This is a genomic window from Mitsuaria sp. TWR114, from assembly GCF_007997345.1.
Map to the genome: position 1 here is coordinate 1 of NZ_VOSR01000812.1, position 2,208 is coordinate 2,208.

Genomic DNA, 2,208 nt, shown 5'->3' on the forward strand with positions numbered 1-2,208 from the left:
GCCTGCGCCAGGTGCTCGACGAATTGCCGGACCCGGGCCGTTCCCTGGACGCGCTGCGGATAGACGGCATAGATGTCGGCGTCCGGTGTCTCCCAGTCGGACAGCACCTGCACCAGGCGCCCGCTGGCGAGGAAACGCGCGATGTCCCATTCCGCGCGCATCAGGATGCCGTGACCGTCGAGCGCCCAGTTCACCGCGATCTCGCCGTCGTTGGTGGTCAGCGCGCCGCGCGTCTTCACCGCCTCGGTCACCGTCTTGCGGCCGCGCCGCGCGCTCAGTCGCCACAGCCCATAGGCCTCCTCGCCCTGGCGGATGCCGATGCAGTCGTGACGGACCAGCTCGGCCGGCGTCTTCGGCGTGCCATGCCGCCTCAGGTAGGCGGGCGACGCGCACAGCAGCCGGCGGTTGGACGCGATCCGCCGTGCGATGACCCGCGCATCGGGCGGCGGTCCGAAACGGATGCAGACGTCGAAGGCGTCCTCGTGCAGCGGCGGCGGATTGACCGACAGCTGCAGCTGCACCTGCAGCTTCGGATGCTGGCGCGCGAAGCTCGAGATCAGCGGCGCGATGTGCGTGCGGCCGAAGCCCAGCGTCGCGTTCACCCGCAGCAGGCCGCTCGCGGTGCCGCCGCTGGCGCTGAGCAGTTCCTGCAGGTCGTCGATCGCGGCCAGGATGCGCCGCGCATGGTCCAGGTAGAGCTCGCCCTCCTGCGTCAGGCTCATGCGGCGCGTCGTGCGGCTCAGCAGCGGCGTGCCGATCCGGCCCTCCATCTGCGACAGGTGCTTGCTCACCGCGGCGGTGGTGATGCCGAGCTCGCGCGCGGCGGCGCTGAGGCTGCCGGCGCTGCACAGCGTCGAGAAGAAGCTCAGGTCCGCCGGCGCGATCGCCGCCACGGGCATGGCCGCGGCTTCCCTGCGCGGCGAGGTCTTGGACGCCATGCCGATGCCCCTCCGATTGTTGAATCCAGGTTAAGGACGGCTTGAATGTAGCCGCGATCCATGGCAGTCGCCGCTCCCTAGAGTCGATCCCGAGAGGCCTCAGCCGAGGCCGCCCTGGACACGAGACCGGAGACCCATTCCCATGAAGACCTATCGCATCGCCACGATCCCCGGCGACGGCATCGGCAAGGAAGTCATTCCCGCCGGCCGCGAGGTGCTGGAGGCGCTCGCCGCCACGACCGATCGCTTCCGCTTCGACTTCGAGCAGTTCGGCTGGGGCGGCGACTGGCACCGCGCGCACGGCGAGATGATGCCGGCCGACGGCCTGGAGGCGCTGCGCGACAAGGACGCGATCCTGTTCGGCTCGGCCGGCGATCCGGACATCCCGGACCACATCACGCTGTGGGGCCTGCGGCTGAAGATCTGCCAGGGCTTCGACCAGTACGCCAACGTGCGGCCGACCCGCGTGCTGCCCGGCATCGACACGCCGCTCAAGCGCTGCGGACCGCGCGACCTGGACTGGGTGATCGTGCGCGAGAACTCCGAGGGCGAGTACGCCGGTGTCGGTGGCCGCGTCCACCAGGGCCATCCGATCGAGGCCGCGACGGACGTGTCCGTCATGACGCGCGCCGGCGTCGAGCGGATCATGCGCTTCGCCTTCAAGCTGGCGCAGTCGCGGCCGCGCAAGCTGCTGACGGTGATCACCAAGAGCAACGCGCAACGCCATGCGATGGTCATGTGGGACGAGATCGCCGCGCAGGTCGCCGCGGAGTTTCCCGACGTCACCTGGGGCAAGGAGCTGGTCGACGCCGCGACCGCGCGCATGGTCAACAAGCCGGCGACGCTGGACACCATCGTCGCGACCAACCTGCATGCGGACATCCTCAGCGACCTGGCGGCCGCGCTCGCCGGCAGCCTGGGCATCGCGCCGACGGGCAACATCGACCCGGAACGCCGCTATCCCTCGATGTTCGAGCCGATCCACGGCTCGGCCTTCGACATCATGGGCCGCGGCCTGGCCAATCCGATCGGCACCTTCTGGTCGGCGGTGATGCTGCTGGAACACCTGGGCGAGGACGCCGCCGCCCGGCGCCTGATGCGCGCCATCGAATCGGTGACCGCCAATCCGGCGCTGCACACCGGCGACCTCGGCGGCCAGGCGAAGACCACCGATGTCACCGCCGCGGTGATCGCCGCGCTCCGCCACGCCGCATAGCACCACGTCGCACCGCGCAGCCGCTCACCTGTCGCGCTCCCTCTCCCGCTTGCG

The 2,208-nt window shown here is 70.4% G+C and carries 2 protein-coding genes; one reads left to right on the plus strand and one right to left on the minus strand.

Annotated elements, in window-relative coordinates; genetic code table 11:
* Window positions 1–938: LysR substrate-binding domain-containing protein (locus FUT87_RS24480; RefSeq protein WP_255512008.1), on the minus strand; the 938-nt coding region annotated here is incomplete at its 3' end.
* 142 nt (window positions 939–1,080) lie between these two features.
* On the opposite strand from FUT87_RS24480, the gene FUT87_RS24485 reads away from it, so the two are divergent.
* Window positions 1,081–2,154 (plus strand): tartrate dehydrogenase, encoded by a 1,074-nt coding sequence (locus tag FUT87_RS24485; protein ID WP_147242680.1) that lies wholly within the window; start codon window positions 1,081–1,083, stop codon window positions 2,152–2,154.
* Window positions 2,155–2,208: the final 54 nt, after the last annotated feature.

Coding starts and splice junctions, on each gene's coding strand:
- FUT87_RS24485 (WP_147242680.1), top strand. CDS start 1,081: ATGAAGACCTATCGCATCGCCACGATCCCCGGCGACGGCATCGGCAAG.